The sequence below is a fragment of the Staphylococcus sp. 231237_7MaSpsaltlick genome (genome assembly GCF_043107035.1).
This window is the reverse complement of sequence record NZ_JBICNX010000204.1, coordinates 1-836: the sequence shown is the minus strand read 5'-3', so window position 1 is coordinate 836 and position 836 is coordinate 1. Positions and strand designations below refer to the sequence as shown.

Sequence of the window (836 nt, the reverse complement as noted above, 5' to 3'; positions counted from 1 at the left end):
TATCATCAGTAGTTATATCAACTATAGTATTGGCTTTTAGTGGAAGTATTGCTAGTGCAAATGAGAATTTTGATAATAAAAATAGACAAAATAACAACTTGAATATTAAGAGTGCGACACAGAATAAACAACCCTTCATTAAGGACAATGGAAATAAACAGCATCTTAATGCGCAATACGCTGCTATACATAACCATACCAAGTCATTGAAACAACAGAATGAAACGACAACAAATGACACAACGATGCACTTAAACAATAGTGTAAATAAAGAAAACATACAAAACACCTCTTTAGAACAGAATAAAAACTCAAAAAGTAACAAGGATAATGCATTTTCCAGCGAAGTTTTAACCACTGTTGATAAACAGTCTCTGACAACTAATAATAAAGATGCAAATGAATCTGTATCGAAAATTGAAAATAACCAGCAAACTGATAACACAGCGAAGGAAGACAAAGGTAATGAGGAGAGACAATCAACACGAACAACACCCACGACTCAAGAGAATATTGCACTCGCGAATCGACTGAAAGCAAATGAGTACATTACAGATCATAATCCGGAGTTTACACATGTAAACAAAAAAGAATATCCCCATAGGTATAGGCGTATTCAAGGTATAGAGGCACAACAGTATAAAAATAATCAGCATAAAGTACAACAATTTATAAGTAATCAAACAAGTAGTGAATTATCAAATAATCAAAATAGCACGAAATACGCTACCGAAAGTTACCATTATATGCAACCAAGAACTCAACAAAACGATTGCAATGATAACTATGAGCAGCATCATTCATCGAGCCGGTTAGAAGACAGTTCGATGAAGATT

At 33.5% G+C, this 836-nt stretch carries 1 protein-coding gene; it reads left to right on the top strand.

Going from position 1 to position 836, the window contains the following annotated elements; genetic code table 11:
• Nucleotides 1–836, top strand: an 836-nt coding sequence (locus ACF91D_RS30925; protein ID WP_392438582.1) for a hypothetical protein, incomplete at both ends; no start/stop codon positions are given.